Here is a 16,126-nt window from a genome sequence, read left to right on the forward strand (position 1 = left end):
AAACTAACAATATTATTTTGTAACGACACAACCTGTCACTTGAATCGTTATACTAGCTTATATGTAATAACACGATTTATAAGGAAGTTTTATGTTAGGTGCAATTATAGGTGATGTGGTAGGATCTCGTTTTGAGTTTAATAATTACAAAGCAACAGATTTTGAGTTAATAACACCAAATTGTCGGTTTACAGATGATACGGTATGTACGATTGCCGTAGCAGATTGGTTAAACCACGGCGCAAAAGAAGACTTAGTAGAGAGAATGCGTTATTGGGGACAGCAATACTATAATGTAGGATATGGTCCAACGTTTTATCAGTGGCTTAATCCTGCCATTGAGCCACAACCTTATAATAGCTGGGGAAATGGTTCAGCAATGCGGGTATCCCCCGTAGGGTGGGTATTTAATACACTCGAAGAAACTCTTGATTATGCAAAGCGTTCTGCTGAAATTACCCATAATCACCCAGAAGGGATTAAAGGGGCGCAAGCGACTGCGGCAGCTATCTTTCTAGCGAGAACAACAAAAGATAAAGCTAGAATCAAAACATATATTGAACAAACTTTTGGCTATAACTTATCACAGACGTGTGATGACATTCGTCCTACCTATGTGTTTAATGAAAGCTGCCAAGATACTGTACCACAAGCGATAGTGGCATTTTTAGAAAGTGATGACTTTGAACATGCTATTCGTCTTGCTGTTTCTTTAGGTGGAGATAGTGATACGCTTGCAGCGATTACAGGGTCAATTGCAGAAGCCTACTATCAGCAAATTCCAGAAGAAATTGAAGATAAAATAAGAGCGATGCTTCCTCAACCCTTTTTAGTTGTTCTGGATAATATGTGTAAGGAATAAGGATTGATAAAGGGTTGATATTGGTATGGCTAATTCAGCCCTTTTCTTTTGAAAGCAAGTTATTAAGAGAGTCATCCGTATCATCAAAAATAAATAAGCGAGTAAGTATTATTTTACTCGCTTATATTCATTTTGAGATAGGGTGTATTATTTACGCTTTATCATCAATAAGTTATCTTTTTAGATAAGGTTTATTAATATTTTTAACGCTTGGCAAACCCTTGCTTTTGTAGGAAAGGTAGAATACCAGGACGTACTTCTGTACAAAGATTATTACGAATCTGATCGCTCCAACTGAGGTCTAAATTACTACGCTCTTTGTAGTATGTTTTAACAACATCATCATATGTTTTTAGTGCTTCTTCTGGTGCGGCTTGATAGGTATTTTCAGAAACAATAACATTAGCCGGTAAGCGAGGACGTTGGTTGGTTTCTTGGTCGGGATAGCCTAGGCACATACCGAATAAAGGAACAACTCCTTGAGGAATAGAAAGAATATCCGCCACACCTTGTATATCATTACGAAGGCTACCAATATAAACACCGCCTAAACCGAGTGATTCGGCTGTTAATAATACATTTTGTGCCAAAATTCCTGTATCAATTGCACCGATAAGTAGCACTTCTGTCCAGTCCACTTGTGCATCAGGCGCAAGTTGAAGATGGCGTTTAGCATCTAAGCAAAATACAAGAAATTCTGCACAATGCTCAACATAAGCATGTCCCATTTTACCTTGGTAGGCATTGGCACAGATTTGACGAATTTTTTTGCGTTTTTCTATATCTGTTACACGAATAATACTGACGTTTTGCATATAGCTAGAGGTAGAAGCCATTTGTCCCGCTTGAATAATAGCGGCTAAAACATCAGCAGGAATGGCTTCATTTTTAAAACGGCGGATAGAGCGGTGTGCTAGTGCAGTTTCTAGTGTAGGAAGGCTTTTTAGCATAAGGTGTCCTTTATAAGAAAATATATTCTAATCACTATTCTACTTAATATAAAAATAAGTATTGTTGTTATAGCTATGTACTGCGTATAAGATAAGCAATTATACTTTTTAAAAAGTCATTGATTGATAAAAAATAGGTGTTACTTAGGTAAAAATATGTAGATTTACTATTCTTTTTAGCGGCTATCTCTCCCATACTAAGAAATGGTGTATATGAAAGAGAAAAAAGGTAAGAAAGTGTATTTCCTACCTTTTAAATTGATCATAAATTATGCCATTTGGCTAAGAACGGTATCATAAATAGCCAATGCCTGATGAATTTGTGCTTCTGTTACGATAAGTGGTGGAGCAACATGGATACGATTTTCTGCGATAAAGGGTAGTAAACCATTATCAAGACAGAGTTGTTTTACCTTATTCATTTCTGCTAAGGTGAATTTAGTTTTTTGTTCTGGGTTGCTCACTAACTCAATCGCCCAGAATAAACCAATGCCACGAACTTCACCAATAATAGCGTGTTTTTGTGCCAATGTTTTTAAGCCTGTAGCTAGGATTTCACCCATTTTTTCGGCATTTTCTACCATTTTTTCTTCTTGCATGGCAGTGATATTCGCTACAATAGATGCCATAGCAAGAGGATGTCCTGAGTAAGTCAAACCACCGGGGAAATATTTATCATCAAAATATTGACTAATGGCATCAGAAATAATCACACCACCTACGGGAATATAACCAGAATTGACACCTTTTGCAAAAGTGATCAAATCAGGTGTTACGCCTTCATAGTGTTCTTGTGCAAACCATTTACCTGTACGACCAAAGCCAACCATCACTTCGTCAAGAATGAGCATAATACCAAATTCATCACATAATTGACGAACGCCTTGTACATAGCCTTTGGGGGGTACAAAAACACCCGCTGTTCCAGGAATGCTTTCAAGTAGAATGCAGGCAATATTAGCAGGGTTTTCACATTCTACGATACGACGTAAATGGTGTAATGCTCTTTCGCATTCTTCTTGTTCAGTAGATGACCAAAATTCTGAACGATAGAGATAAGGTCCAAAGAAATGGACATGATCCTGTGCATATTCATTATTAAAGCGGCGAGTATCGCCTGTTGCACTAATAGCGGCACCTGTATTGCCATGATAAGAACGATAGGCAGATAAAACCTTACGTCTTCCTGTAAATAAGCGTGCCATGCGGATAGCATTTTCAATAGCATCGGCTCCAGCATTCGTAAAAAAGATTTTCTTAAACCCCTTGGGCGCAACTTCTAGAATCTTTTGTGCGGCTAATCCACGCGCTTTATTAGCATGAGCAGGGGAAATAGTACATAGTTCTTGTGCTTGTTGGATAATACCTTCAATGACTTTGGGGTGTTGATGCCCTACATTGGTATTGACGAGTTGGCTACTGAAATCTAAATATTCTTTACCGTCATAATCAATGAGTACGCAACCTTTACCTGTTTTGAACGCTAAGGGGTTGAGTTGGTTTTGCACTGACCAAGAGTGAAAAACATGATGAATATCGGATTGAATAATAGATTGATTGGTATCTGCTGACATAAGTAAGCTCCATGAATAGTTGTCTCTACCATAATATAGTAAGCCTAAGTCATTTACTTGACAAGTAAATAAGTTAGGCTTTAGGGTTAGTGCTAGGGCAGTAAAGCCTTATTCTACTGTAACGCTTTTGGCTAAATTACGCGGTTTATCAACATCAGTTCCTCGAGAAACAGCAGTGTGATAAGCCAATAATTGTAGTGTGATAGTGTGTAGAATAGGGGATAATTTACCATAATGCTCAGGCATACGGATAACGTGTATGCCCTTACTATTGGTCATTTGGGTATCTGTATCGGCAAAGACGTAAAGTTCACCGCCTCGTGCAGCAACTTCCTGCATATTTGATTTAAGTTTTTCTAAAAGCTCATCATTAGGGGCAATGATAACAACAGGCATCGCTTCTGTAACAAGAGCGAGTGGACCATGTTTTAGCTCTCCTGCAGGGTATGCTTCGGCATGAATATAACTGATTTCTTTGAGTTTTAATGCGCCTTCTAAGGCAATAGGATAGTGCATCCCCCTACCAAGAAAGAGCACATTTTCTTTAGGGACAAAGCGATCTGCCCATGCCATAATCTGTGGTTCTAAGGCAAGTGTTGCGGTAATAGCAGAGGGTAGATGTCGTAATTGTTTGAGGTAACTGTCTTCTTGCTCTACAGAGAGATAACCTTTAACTTTAGCTAAGCACACTGAAAGCATGAATAAGGCAACGAGCTGTGTTGTAAAGGCTTTGGTAGAAGCAACACCCACCTCAACACCTGCTCTTGTAATATAGTTGAGCTTACATTCGCGTACCATAGCACTACTGGCGACATTACAAATAGTGAGGGTATTTTCCATGCCTAGCTGATGAGCGTGTTTTAAGGCGGCTAAGGTATCAGCCGTTTCACCTGATTGGGAAATGGTGATAACCAGTGTTTTAGGGTTAGGTACGCTATCACGATAGCGGTATTCGCTGGCGATTTCAACATTAACAGGTATTTTTGCCATTGACTCTATCCAGTAACGGGCAGTCATTCCTGCATAATAAGAAGTACCGCAAGCAAGGATCAGTATATTATCAATATGTTTGAACATAGTATTGGCTTCTTCACCAAATAAAGCAGGTACGATATCATCTACATCTTGTAAAGTATCGGCAATTGCACGTGGTTGCTCAAAGATTTCTTTTTGCATATAGTGACGATACGGCCCTAAATCTGCGGCAGCGGTATAGGCAGTAACGGTATGTACTTTGCGTTCAACAGCTTGTAATTGACTATCAACAATCCAGACATTAGAGACTTGTAAATCAGCAATATCGCCATCTTCCAAATAAATAATTTGATCCGTTGTGCCTGCTAAGGCAAGAGCATCTGAAGCAAGAAAATTCTCATGTTGACCAATCCCAATGACGAGAGGAGAACCTTGACGAGCACAAATAATACGGTGAGGTTCATCACGGCAAAGTACAGCAAAGGCATAAGCACCTGTTAAGCGAGAAACCGCTTGTTGTACTGTATCAAATAAGTCGCCGTTGTATAGATGGTTGATTAAATGAGCAATGACTTCGGTATCGGTTTGACTTTCAAAAACAAAGCCTTGAGCGGTTAGTTCTGCTCGTAGTTCTTCGTAGTTTTCAATAATGCCGTTATGAACAAGTCCAATACGAGGTGAGCCTTTGTCTTGCCCTGAAAAATGGGGGTGTGCATTATAAGTAGCTGGTGCACCATGTGTTGCCCAACGGGTATGGGCAATGCCTGTAAAGCCTTGGATATGATCTTTTTTGACTTGTTCATCAAGTTCGGCGACACGGTGGGTGCTACGAGTACGGCGTAATTCTCCATCCATATATACTGCAACACCGCAAGAGTCATAACCTCGATACTCTAAACGACGTAAGCCTTCTACTAAAACTGGGGTAATATCTCTTTGTGCTACAGCACCAACAATTCCACACATGGTGTTCTCCAAAAAATAGATATGCCTATTATGCTATAAAAATAAGAAATTTAATTTTATTTTTTAATTAAATTATTTTAATTTATTTCATTGTATAATATAATGGAATATTAATACATAATATTTATATTTTATGAAAGATTATTTCTTATTTTAATAGATGAACTTTCTAATAATAAAAGTTAATAGAAGTGGTTTTTGGGGAGTCCATGCCCTATATAAAAATAAATACTTAGTAAATATTTCATAGCTGATAGAGAGAAAATACAATGGTGACATTAGATGATTTAGATAGACGTATATTAGAACAGTTGCAAAGAGATGCTTCTTTAACGAATCAAGAATTAGCAGAAAAGGTATTTGCTTCTGCTCCTACCTGTTTAAGAAGAGTGCGTTCTTTGGAACAGATGGGGATTATTAAAAAGCGAGTGGCTTTATTAGATAGTGATAAACTTTCCCCTCGTTTAACAGCTATTGTTGAAATTAATTTAACACAACAATCAGCTGAAGTCTTTAACACATTTGAGGCTTTATTGGTCAAAGAAGAGGCGATTAAACAATGTTACCGTGTCTCTAGTGGGCCTGATTTTATTGTTTTTATGCAAGTACCTCATATGAATGCTTATCATGATTTGGTCAGTCGATTATTTACAAGTATGCATCATGTGCGTAATATTCGTACCTTTTTTTCGACTCATTGCAGCAAATTCGATACCAGTGTGGCTATTGAAGAATATTAAGAATATGTTTTGTTATTACTTTGTCGTATAATCTCTTGCACCAAAAATAGCACTACCTATTCGTACTTCTGTTGCACCCTCTTTAATAGCAAGAGCATAATCACCACTCATACCCATCGATAAAACAGGTAAAGGAAGCCCTGTTTTTTGACGCATTTTTTCTGCCAGTTCACTTGTTTGGCGAAAGCAAGCACGAACAATATCAGGGTTATTGCTATTTTCGGCAATGGTCATAAAGCCTTTAATATGTAGGGTATCAAAAGACTTTAGTTGCTCAAGGAATATGGGTACTTCCTCTGGATTTATCCCACTTTTACTTTCTTCTGTACTTGTTTTTACTTGAATCAAGGCGTCTAAGACTCGACCCTCTTGTTGTAAGCGTTTATCTAGGGCAATGGCTAAATCTAAACGATCTAAAGATTGAATTTCACTGGCATATCTAGCAACCTCTTTGGCTTTATTGGTTTGAAGATGGCCGATAATAACCCATGAAAGAGGATATTGTTGAAGCTCGATTGCCTTTTGTTTGAGTTCTTGTGCTTTATTTTCACCAAACCGTTGATAACCGAGTGCAATCGCTTGCTCAATAATAGAGGAAGGAAAAGTCTTGCTAACAGGTAATAATGACACAGATTGCGGATCTCTTCCTGCGTTAATACAGGCTTGTGCTAATTGTTGTGTGATGCGGTTAAAATTCTCAGCTAGCATATTTTCTCCAATCTCTAACGATTTTATATGGATAGATAAGTTTATTCAGTTATGAACGATACATTGCATCAATTTGTGTTTTGTATCGTTCTAGAATGACCTTACGTTTTAATTTAAGGGTAGGGGTAATTTCATTTAATGCGGTTGAAAAGGCTTGGGGTAATAGGGTGAATTTTTTGATTTGCTCAAAAGATGCTAGTTCTTTTTGATGCTGTTGAATACGTTGCTCAATAAGTTTGAGTATCTCTGTATTTTTGATTAAATCAAGGCGTGTTTGATAATGAATATTGACTTGTTTTGCATAGTCTTCTAGGGCTTCAAAACAAGGAACAACTAGAGCTGATACGTATTTTTTAGCATCAGCAATAATAGCAATTTGCTCAATAAACTTATCTTTACAAATAAGATTTTCTATACGTTGAGGAGCAATGTATTTACCCGTAGAGGTTTTCATGAGTTCTTTAATACGGTCAGTCATGTAGAGATTGCCTTCGCTATCTAGTTTACCGGCATCTCCTGTTTTAAAAAAACCGTCTGTGGTAAATGCCGCTGCTGTCGCTTCAGGGTTTTTATAATAACCACGCATGACGATATTGCCACGGACAAGAATCTCATCCTCTTCTCCAATGCGAACCTCTACTTCAGGAAATAACTTACCAATAGAGTCAAAGTGCGTTTCTCCATCTTTCCAACAAGAAATACTGGCGGTTGTTTCGGTCATTCCATAGCCCGACTTAATATTAATGCCTATACTGTGAAAAAAGAGAGCAATTTCAGGTTCTAATCGAGCACCACCACTTGGCATAATACGGATTCTTCCTCCTAAAAGAGATCGTAATTTGGATAAAACAAGTTTATCGGCGATCGCATATTGTAGGGAAAGTAAGGGTGAAATGGTTTTTTGCTGGGCTTGGCGTAAGAGTCGCTTTTTACCTACATTAATCGCCCAAAAGAATAACCCTCGCTTAAAGAGAGAGGTTTGTTGCACCTTATCTAATACGGCGGTATAAATTTTTTCATATAAACGTGGTACAGCACACATTAAAGTAGGACGAAGCTCGGTGAGTGCGTATCTAACTTGATTAGTATCTTCTAAATAGCAGTTTGTAATACCCGAATGTATCATAACGGCTAACCAACCCCGTTCAAAAATATGAGAAAAGGGAAGAAAAGAGAGAGAAAGATCATCTTCTCGCAAATCAATCGTTTGCTCATGAACGCGTAATTGATGTCCAAGATTAGCGTAATCTAGCATAACTCCTTTAGGTTCGCCCGTTGTCCCTGAGGTATAAATTAAGGTGAAGAGGTCATCCATTTGTTTGCTATCAAGGCGTTGTGTTAGGGTAAGTGGGTTGGCTTGTGTACTTTCCGCTAAAAAGTCTGACCAATGGATACCAATAGGGCAATCTTTTAGCTGAATGCTGTCCTTCATGGCAACTATTCTTTGGAGTTGAGGGCATTGATCAAGAATAGTAATAATATGATCCCATTGTGTTTGATCGCCAATAAAGAGGATTTTAATATCCGCATCATGAATAATAAATTGTGCCTGTTGTGCGGTATTGGTCGCGTAAATGGGAACGGTAACTGCACGGATTTGTAAGCTGGCAAAATCAGCGATAGTCCATTGTGGCATATTATTGGCAAAAATACCGATTTTGTCTTGAACATCAATATGATTTGCTAATAGTGCAAGCGATAAAGTATCTATTTGTGTTTGAAAATCTGTCCAAGATATATCATGCCATTGATTATCTTTATGATACCGTAAAGCTGTTTTTTTGCCAAGTTTTTGTGATTGATAACGGATACGATTAACGAAATGGAAATCAAGCGCGTTCATGGATTACTTATATTCCTACAGAGGCTAATGGCTGACAATATACATGGAATAGTGTAAAAAAACCAGTCAAAGCGTAAATAGTCGTAAAAATAGAAAAAGCCTTGAAAAGAGAAAAAAGACGAGTAAAACATCCATCACTCTTTTGTCATGCTAAGTTAAATTTAGATGGTATATGTGGTAATTATACACCTTAGAGAATTACTTTCTACGAGATAATTTAAGTGAGTAATAGTAACTAACGATTGTAGCAAAAATAATTGAGTGTGGTCGTTTTTACTAGGTTTAAGAAACTTACTTTATTATCTACTCTTTTCTATCTCTTTAGTGATAATGAATATATTATATCAATAAGAATAAACCTTTCTCATATATTAATCTAGGTTAAAATCAATAGCATCTTTATTTATTTGAATGATAGTAGAAATGACAAAAGCACTTGAGACAATGATCAAGCAATTATCCCTAGAACCCGTTACTACAGATATTTACTTGGGAGAAAGTCTGGATATTTTAAGATCTGGGCGTATCTTTGGTGGGCAAGTTTTAGGGCAAGCCTTAATGGCATCTTCATTAACAGTTGTTCCTGAGCGAGATATTCATTCTTTACATGCGTACTTTATCCGTCCAGGCGATGTGAATATTCCGATTCGCTTTGAAGTAGAGCGTGTGAGAGATGGTGGCTCTTTTTCTAACCGTCGTGTGGCGGCTTATCAACATAATCGTCATATTTTTACAATGGATGCGAGCTATCATATTGAAGAAGAGGGATTTGAACATTATGATGCTATGCCTGATGATATTAAAGGCCCTGAGAACTTTATTAGTGAGCGGCAATTAGTGGAACAACTTGCTGATAAACTTCCCCCATCAGTAGTTAAGCGTTATTTAGTAGATGGTAGCCCTATAGAAATTCGTTTGGCTCACCCTGAACGCTATTTAAAAGGTGGAGATTTCCCTGCGAAAACATATTATTGGTTTAAAGCAGATGGTCATATTGAAGGGACAAATAGTTTGATTCATAAAGCTGCTTTAGCTTATGTGAGTGATGCTTATTTTATGTTTACGAGTTTATTTCCTCATCATCAAAGTAGTTTTGATCCTCATGCACAATTAGCCAGCCTTGATCATGCTATTTGGTTTCATCGCCCTATTAATATGAATGAATGGCATGTCTATGTTATGGAATCATCAAATGCGGGTAGTGCGAGAGGGTTGACATTTGGGCGTATTTATAATCAGCAAGGTGTGTTAGTTGCTTCAACGGCACAAGAAGGGTTGATTCGCCATCCTGTACGATTTGGAAATGTGAAATAGATTATGTTAGATTTACTGATTATCTTCTGTTTAATTTTTGTCAATGGCTTATTTGCTATGTCAGAAATTGCTGTTGTGTCTTCCAAGCGATTACGATTACAAAAATTAGCGGATGAGGGGAGTAAGGCAGCTAAAGCTGCGTTAAATCTTGCTGATGTGCCAAGCCGTTTCTTATCAACAGTACAAATAGGGATCACCTTAATTGGCATTTTTAATGGTGCTTTTGGTGAGGCAGCATTAGTTTCTCGTTTAGAGCCTGTATTAGTGCCTGTATTTGGTACGTTTTCCTATCAAATTGCCTTGGGACTTGTTGTGATAGGAATTACTTTTGCCTCTTTGATTTTTGGGGAGCTAGTTCCTAAGCGTATTGCCATGCATTATCCTGAACGTGTTGCAATGTTTATTGCTATTCCTATGACGGTATTATCGCGTTTGGTATCCCCTTTTGTGTTTATTCTTTCGATTAGTACAGATTTTATCTTACGTCTTTTGGGCATGTCTGGGGATAAAGGTGATACACTGACGGAAGAGGATATTAGTGGTATTCTCAACGAAGGGGCAACAGCTGGTTTATTTGAGAAAACAGAGCATGAGATTGTTGCGCGTGCATTAAGTTTAGATGATAAGCATATTGCAACAATTATGACACCTAGAAGTGAAGTGCATTATATTGATATTAATGCACCGTTAGAGGAAACCTTAAATATTATTGCAGATAGCCCGTATTCACGCTTTCCTGTTGTTGAAAATGAATTAGATAATATTCTTGGTATTGTTGATGCAGGGAGTTTGTTTGAGCAGCAAATTCGTGGTGAGACAACGAATATTCGGGCGGTTATGAAACAGGTGCGTTTTGTGCCAGAAACGATTAGTGCTATGGACTTACTAGAGTCTTTACAACAAAATCGTTCTGAAATTGCTATTGTTGTTAATGAATATGGCGAGGTAGAGGGGGTTGTAACATTAAGGGATATTCTGAAAGTATTGGTGGGCAATAGTATTCCTATCAATGAGGATCAGCATTCAGATGCTATTCAACGCAAAGATGGTTCTTGGTTGATTGATGGGGCAATGTCTTTAGATCGATTCAGAGAGGTATTTAATATGAAATTATCTTTCCCTGATGAAGCGTTAGAACATTATCATACGTTGGCTGGTTTTGTGATGTATCAGCTAGGACATATTCCTAAAGAGGCGGAAAGTTTTACATGGCAAAACTTTTATATTGAAGTAATGGATATGGATAAACATCGGATTGATCGTTTATTAGTGAAAGAGGAGTCTCAAGAAAAATTGCATCATGGGGAAAATGAATAGGGGGATAAGAGGATTAGTAAAATTTTCTTAGCCCTTTGATATATTTTCCTGCTTAGCTTCTCGCATTAATAACTGTTGCACAGCCTCTTTAGGTGGCATGGCTTCAAATAAAACACGACAAATCGCTTGTGTGATAGGCATTTCAATGCCTAAATGTGTTGCGCGTGCTAAAGTATCCCTCGCACAGCGAACCCCTTCTGCGGTAATCCCTGAATCCATAATGGTTTGAAGTGTTTTACCTTGAGCAATAGCTAACCCTACTTGACGGTTTCGAGATAAATCGCCAGTTGCTGTTAATACTAAATCCCCCAGCCCTGTTAGTCCTGTAAAGGTAGAAGGCTCTCCTCCCATAGCAGAGCCTAAACGAGTAATTTCAACTAAACCACGGGTAATGAGTGCTGCTCTTGCATTATTACCTAGTTGTAAACCATCGGCTATACCACAGGCAATAGCAATAATATTTTTGAGTGCGCCACCGACTTCGACCCCTATAATATCTTGACTATGATAAATACGACAAAAAGAATTATGTAGAATATCTGTTGTCCGCTGTTGTACTAGATAGCTATGGCTTGCTACAGTGAGTGCAACGGGTAAATGTTGAACCACTTCCTTGGCAAAAGATGGGCCAGATAAAACACCTGTATGTGGAAAATGGCTAACTTGATGGATAATCTCATGAGGCAAAGCCCCTGTAGATTGTTCAAATCCCTTACATGTCCAAATAATGGGAATGTGTTCTAGTTGTGCTTGTTGTAATAGAGTAAACCATTGTTGACAGGTTTCTCTCATAGCGATAACAGGGACACCTAGAATAATTAATGATTGTTGAGGGGCTTGTTGTAAATGATGGATTGCTACAGAAATATCACTGGTGGCATGTAACGTAAGGGGGAGTAAAAGATCACTAAGATAACGAGGGTTATAGTGATGCTTTTCTATGGTTAAAGCTTGATCAGGATGACGACAAAACAAAAGACTATGACTATTATGAGTCGCCGCGGTAGCAAGAGCGGTGCCCCAGCTACCTGCACCGATCACGAGTGTTCGTAAGGGTGGTGTGGCGACAGTCATATTATTGTTTCGTTTCTTCTTGTGCTGCTTGTAGATTTTGCTCATACAGTGCTTGGAAGTTTACCTCTGCTAAGTGTAATGGAGGTAAGCTAGCACGATTGATTAAATCGGCAATATTAGCACGAAGATAAGGGAATAACATAGAAGGGCAAACAATACCAAGTAGCGGATCAACTTGATCTTCTGGGAAGTTAGCTACTTCAAAAATACCTGCTTGAGTGGCTTCGATAAGGTAAACCACTTTATCACCAATTTTGGTTGTTACGGTTGCACGTACAGAAGATTCATAAACAATTTCTGCTAAACGTTGAGCACCAACATTTAATGATATTTCAACTTGAGGTGCTTCTTGCTCTAGAAAAATCTGGGGAGCGTGAGGCATTTCTAGTGAAACGTCTTTCAAATAAACACGTTGTAGTGAAAATGAAGGCTGTTGTTCAGCTTCAGGAGCGGCTTTTGTTTCTTCAGACATTTCGTTTCCTTTTGTCAGTAGTCAATAATAAATTAAGTGAATGTTATTTATAGATAAAAATATCCACTTAATATGAATTTAAATAGCTTATGCTTCGAGCATTGGTACTAATTTACCTTGGGCATCTAGTGCATGAAGATCATCACATCCCCCCACATGAACACCATTAATAAAGATTTGAGGTACAGTGGTACGTCCACCTGATCGTTCAATCATCTCTGCTCGTGCTTCACGGTTAGTATCAACGCTAATCTTTTCAAGATCAGTAACGCCACGTTCTCTTAGTAGCTTTTCTGCGCGAATACAGTAAGGGCATGTAACTTTATAATACATGGTTACTTTGCTCATGATCTTTCCTTTAAATATAAAATAATTGGTTAAATAAGAAAAATTAAATGGATATACTCTCTATATCATAGTTGTATTAAGATTTACTACTTTTAAGGGGAAGTCCTTCGGAACGCCAAGCCGCTAATCCATCTTGAATCCAGAATACTTGTTCAATATTCTTTTTCTTGAGTAATTGTGCGGTTTGTTGAGCGGTGCGTCCATCTTCACCAACCAAAATTAATGGCTTTTTAGGTAAAGCATTTATTCTGTCTTCAATGCTTTCCTTTGGAAAGTTTTTAGATTGGGGTATAGAGGCTTTTTTAAAGTCCTCTGGTGAACGAATATCAATAAATTGTGCGTGTTCAGTATTGCTTAATTGAATAGCCTCTTTGGCACTTAATGCGCCCGATCCTGCTTGGGAACGTTTGCTTGTTGCTAAGAGAATTCCCCCTGAAATCACTGCAAAAATTAAGAAATAAATCGTGTTTTGGTAAAATAAAAAATCCACAATAGGTCCTATTTTAATCGTGTTTTTAAAACTTAATTTAGAGATTATAAATGAGCTAAAGACTTATGGATAAGAGTTCGCTAAAATATAAGAAAAATTGTTTTAATTATCTGTGGTGTTTAAATGTATAAAATCGTACTTATGCGTCATGGCGAAAGCCAATGGAATCTTGAAAATCGCTTTACGGGCTGGGCAGATGTTGATATTACTGAAACAGGCCGTCAGCAAGCGTGGGAAGCAGGGAAATTATTAAAAGCAGAAGGCTATCAATTTGATATAGCGTATGTTTCTGTATTAAAGCGTGCTATTCGTACCCTCTGGACGGCACTTGATGCAATGGATGCTATGTATCTACCAGTGGTTAAAAGCTGGCGTCTTAATGAGCGTCATTATGGGGCATTACAAGGGTTAAATAAATCAGAAACAGCAGCTCAGTATGGTGAAGAGCAGGTTTTAATTTGGCGACGTGCATATTCCATTGCGCCTAATCCATTATCATTAGACGATGAGCGCCATCCTCGTTTTGATCCTCGTTATGCGGCGTTAAAACCAGAAGAATTGCCCGCAACAGAATGCCTTAAAGATACGGTCGCGCGTGTGATTCCTGTGTGGGAAGAGTCAATTGTGCCTGATATTAAAGCAGGTAAACGCGTTCTTATTACCGCACATGGTAATAGTTTACGTGCATTAATCAAGTATCTTGAGGATATGACAGAAGAAGATATTCTTAAACTGAATATTCCAACAGGGCAACCTTTGGTTTATGAATTAGATGAAAATCTTAAACCTATTCGCCACTATTATTTAGGTGATCAAGAGGCGATTGCGGCAGCATTAGCCGCAGTAGCAGCTCAAGGTAAAGCAAAACAGTAAAGATATAGCGGTGAAGAATAAACTTTTTTTATTGTGTTTATGGGTATTGACTGTGCCAGTGCAAGCACAGTCAATTTCTCGTTTAAGTGAACAGCAAGCACAGGTAGAAAAACAACGAAAAGCCTTGCAAACACAAATTGAGCAGTTAAATAAGCAGATTAATGCACAAGAGTCAAACCGCAGAGATGTATTGAGTGATTTACGCGAAGCTGAAAGTACGCTTTCGACTATGGAGCGTAAGCTAGATCGTTTATTAGACCAGGAACAAGCGGCTAAAGATGATTTGGTTGATATTCGTCAAGAAGAAAAAACACAACAACAAGTTTTGCAAAGTGTTCAAGAAGAATTATCTGAACAGCTGTATTTACAATATACGAATGATTTATCCCCTTGGTCAGCTTTGTTGTCTGGGCAGGATGTGCAGAAGATCAGTCGAGATTTAAGTTATCTTGGTTATGTATCTAAAGCGAGAACAAGAACAGTTGCAACCCTAAATAAAGAGGTTGATAGACTAGCTCAGGTCCGCAAGAAGGCACAGGAACGTCAGAAACATTTAACCAAGCTAACAAAAGAGGCAAAGCAAGCAAAATCAGATTTAGAGAAAGAACAAAAAAGCTATCACCAAAAATTAGCCAAAATTGAGGGTGATATTAAGCAAAGACGACAAAAAGCTAGCACGCTTAAAGAAGATGATGCTCGTTTAAATCAATTAATTACTCAAATTGAAAAAAATATTCGTCAGCAACGAGAAGCATTACGTCGTGCAGAGATAGAGCGGCAAAAGCAAGCAGAAGCCCGTCGTAAAGCAATGGCAGAAGAGCGTAAGCGTCAAGCTGAAAAAGCATTAGCACAAGCAAAAGCGGCACAAGAACAAGCCGAAAAAGCAAAAGCCCTGCGTGAGAAAGCTCGTCAATCTCAATTACAAGCTATTGAAGAGCAAAGACGTGCGATAGAGCGAGTGCAGAAAGCAGAGATGGCAGTGAATAGGGCTGTCAATCCTGTTGAACAAAAGCAGGCAAGAGGGCGACTACAACAAGCGTTGTCTTATCAAGAGCTGACAAAATTATCATTAGATAATGCACGTCAGCAAGCAGAAGATGCAGAGATTGAACGTGCTAAAGCGAAAATGGCACAAGAAAAAGCGAGAGAATCTCAACGGCTATTACAAAAAGCAAAAGAGGATGAAAAATTAGCAAGTGCGGCGGCAAGCACTGATATTAGTGCTGGGTTAAAGAAAGGAGCGCCTTGGCCATTGCGAGGGCGATTATTAGGACGTTTTGGGCAAACACGGCCAGATATGGGAAGTGCTTGGAATGGGATTTTAATTGAATCATCAGCCGGTGCTGCGGTAAAAGCCATTGCTTCAGGGCAAGTGGTTTTTGCAAGTTGGGTGCGTGGTTTTGGTAATTTAATTATTGTTGATCATGGTCAGGATATGTTAAGTGTCTATGGTTATAACCAAAGTCTGTCTTATGGTGTAGGTGATAATGTGCGAGTAGGGCAGACAATTGCTAGAGCAGGCTCTACAGGGGGACAGGTTGAACCTGCTTTATACTTTGAAATTCGTCAGGGAAGTCGTCCTGTTGATCCATTGCAGTGGTTGGCGAAGTAAGGGGGTAT

15 protein-coding genes are annotated in these 16,126 nt (G+C 38.4%); 6 read left to right on the top strand and 9 right to left on the bottom strand.

Features of this window, described 5'->3' with window-relative positions; all coding sequences use genetic code 11:
* Positions 1–91 precede the first annotated feature (91 nt).
* Positions 92–862, top strand: coding sequence for an ADP-ribosylglycohydrolase family protein (locus F9B76_RS08385; RefSeq protein ID WP_159991708.1), 771 nt, complete (start codon positions 92–94; stop codon positions 860–862).
* Between the two features lie 203 nt (positions 863–1,065).
* On the opposite strand, the gene nfsA is transcribed toward F9B76_RS08385, so the two are convergent.
* The 3 genes from nfsA to glmS all read right to left on the bottom strand — a co-directional run bounded on the left by nfsA (position 1,066) and on the right by glmS (position 5,327).
* Positions 1,066–1,812, bottom strand: a complete 747-nt coding sequence (gene nfsA, locus F9B76_RS08390) for an oxygen-insensitive NADPH nitroreductase (protein WP_159991709.1) — start codon at positions 1,810–1,812, stop codon at positions 1,066–1,068.
* Positions 1,813–2,081: 269 nt separating this feature from the next.
* Entirely contained in the window at positions 2,082–3,386 is a 1,305-nt protein-coding gene (locus F9B76_RS08395) for an aspartate aminotransferase family protein (RefSeq protein WP_159991710.1), read from the bottom strand.
* A 108-nt stretch (positions 3,387–3,494) separates the two neighbouring features.
* Entirely contained in the window at positions 3,495–5,327 is a 1,833-nt protein-coding gene (gene glmS / locus F9B76_RS08400; RefSeq protein ID WP_159991711.1) for a glutamine--fructose-6-phosphate transaminase (isomerizing), read from the bottom strand.
* Between the two features lie 269 nt (positions 5,328–5,596).
* Between glmS and F9B76_RS08405 the strand changes: the two genes are divergently transcribed.
* On the top strand, positions 5,597–6,067 hold the full coding sequence (locus F9B76_RS08405) for an Lrp/AsnC family transcriptional regulator (protein WP_159991712.1): 471 nt from the start codon (positions 5,597–5,599) through the stop codon (positions 6,065–6,067).
* A 15-nt stretch (positions 6,068–6,082) separates the two neighbouring features.
* On the opposite strand, the gene F9B76_RS08410 is transcribed toward F9B76_RS08405, so the two are convergent.
* Together F9B76_RS08410 and F9B76_RS08415 are read right to left on the bottom strand one after the other, a co-directional pair.
* Positions 6,083–6,775, bottom strand: coding sequence for a YggS family pyridoxal phosphate-dependent enzyme (locus tag F9B76_RS08410; protein WP_159991713.1), 693 nt, complete (start codon positions 6,773–6,775; stop codon positions 6,083–6,085).
* Between the two features lie 49 nt (positions 6,776–6,824).
* Positions 6,825–8,618: an AMP-dependent synthetase/ligase gene (locus F9B76_RS08415; RefSeq protein WP_159991714.1), complete on the bottom strand. Its 1,794-nt coding sequence runs from the start codon at positions 8,616–8,618 to the stop codon at positions 6,825–6,827.
* Between the two features lie 423 nt (positions 8,619–9,041).
* Here F9B76_RS08415 and F9B76_RS08420 point away from each other — a divergent pair, with 423 nt between their 5' ends.
* Together F9B76_RS08420 and F9B76_RS08425 are read left to right on the top strand one after the other, a co-directional pair.
* Entirely contained in the window at positions 9,042–9,932 is an 891-nt protein-coding gene (locus F9B76_RS08420; RefSeq protein WP_159991715.1) for an acyl-CoA thioesterase, read from the top strand.
* Between the two features lie 3 nt (positions 9,933–9,935).
* Positions 9,936–11,249 (top strand): hemolysin family protein, encoded by a 1,314-nt coding sequence (locus tag F9B76_RS08425; protein ID WP_159991716.1) that lies wholly within the window; start codon positions 9,936–9,938, stop codon positions 11,247–11,249.
* Positions 11,250–11,276: 27 nt separating this feature from the next.
* Here F9B76_RS08425 and F9B76_RS08430 read toward each other — a convergent pair whose 3' ends face one another.
* The 4 genes from F9B76_RS08430 to F9B76_RS08445 form a co-directional block, all read right to left on the bottom strand.
* The gene (locus tag F9B76_RS08430; protein ID WP_159992170.1) at positions 11,277–12,323 is read right to left on the bottom strand and encodes an NAD(P)H-dependent glycerol-3-phosphate dehydrogenase; all 1,047 of its coding nucleotides are present in this window, start codon (positions 12,321–12,323) and stop codon (positions 11,277–11,279) included.
* A gap of 1 nt (position 12,324) precedes the next feature.
* Positions 12,325–12,795, bottom strand: coding sequence for a protein-export chaperone SecB (gene secB, locus F9B76_RS08435; protein WP_159991717.1), 471 nt, complete (start codon positions 12,793–12,795; stop codon positions 12,325–12,327).
* 87 nt (positions 12,796–12,882) lie between these two features.
* A complete protein-coding gene (gene grxC / locus F9B76_RS08440) occupies positions 12,883–13,143 on the bottom strand; it encodes a glutaredoxin 3 (RefSeq protein ID WP_159991718.1) in 261 nt (86 codons plus the stop codon).
* 76 nt (positions 13,144–13,219) lie between these two features.
* Complete coding sequence (locus F9B76_RS08445) at positions 13,220–13,633, bottom strand: rhodanese-like domain-containing protein (RefSeq protein WP_159991719.1); 414 nt, start codon at positions 13,631–13,633, stop codon at positions 13,220–13,222.
* A 123-nt stretch (positions 13,634–13,756) separates the two neighbouring features.
* Here F9B76_RS08445 and gpmA point away from each other — a divergent pair, with 123 nt between their 5' ends.
* Complete coding sequence (gpmA, locus tag F9B76_RS08450) at positions 13,757–14,506, top strand: 2,3-diphosphoglycerate-dependent phosphoglycerate mutase (protein WP_159991720.1); 750 nt, start codon at positions 13,757–13,759, stop codon at positions 14,504–14,506.
* 10 nt (positions 14,507–14,516) lie between these two features.
* Entirely contained in the window at positions 14,517–16,118 is a 1,602-nt protein-coding gene (locus tag F9B76_RS08455; protein ID WP_159991721.1) for a murein hydrolase activator EnvC family protein, read from the top strand.
* Positions 16,119–16,126 lie beyond the last annotated feature (8 nt).

This window comes from Pelistega ratti, assembly GCF_009833965.1.
Taxonomy (GTDB): domain Bacteria; phylum Pseudomonadota; class Gammaproteobacteria; order Burkholderiales; family Burkholderiaceae_B; genus Taylorella; species Taylorella ratti.